General features: G+C 49.2%; 1 protein-coding gene. It reads right to left on the reverse strand.

Features of this window, described 5'->3' with window-relative positions; all coding sequences use genetic code 11:
• On the reverse strand, positions 1–944 hold a 944-nt coding region (gene argH / locus R7040_RS25095), incomplete at both ends, for an argininosuccinate lyase (protein WP_318097372.1).

The raw sequence follows: 944 nt of genomic DNA on the forward strand, positions 1-944 counted from the left end.
AGTCACTTCACCATGATGTTCAGCAACGGCAAATGAGCCAATGTCGCGAACGAGTTCATTACGAGAACGAGGTAAGTTTTCGCCCATATTCGCCCAGTACGCAACCATGCCCTCAAGCGTTTCGATATCCGTTAAACGTGCAGGACGTACTTTAACGGCCGAACTATCACGCTGCGCCAAACGCTTGTCCGCTTGGTCAACGGCATAAGCGACTTGTTTTGGTGACACGCCACCAAGCGCGCTACGTTTTTCTAGACAAGACTCAATCGTTAGGATGTCGTACACATCGTTGTCGATGACGTCAGAGAACTCTTGCAGCTCTTGCAATGACAACTCTTCCAGTGCACAACCTTTGGCAATCGCGCCAACGACAGCTACACCGACAATATGATGCGCTTCTCGGAAAGGAATGCCTTTCGCGACCAAGTAGTCCGCTAATTCTGTGGCATTGGCGTAGCCTTGTTTCGCAGCTTCTAACGTACGTTCGCCATTAACCTTGATACCATCGAAACACAACGCTGCCATTTCCATACAGTCGTTCCATGTATCAAGCGCATCGAACAAGCCTTCTTTGTCTTCTTGCATGTCTTTGTTGTACGCCAGTGGCAGGGCTTTGACTGTCATCATCATGCCAGCAAGTGCGCCGTACACGCGACCAGTCTTACCACGAATGAGCTCTAGCGCATCTGGGTTTTTCTTCTGTGGCATCAATGACGAGCCAGACGTCACTGTATCTGCCAACTCAATGAAGTTCGACTCACCTGAGTTGTAGAAAATCATATCTTCCGCGAGACGTGACAAGTGCAGCATAGAAATAGAAGCGACAGACATCAGTTCCATCACATGGTCACGATCCGATACCGAATCGAGTGAGTTACGCGTAGCACGGTGAAAACCAAGATTATGCGCCAGTTGTTCACGATCAATTGGGTAAGCAGTACCAG

The organism is Vibrio sp. 1069, from assembly GCF_033340555.1.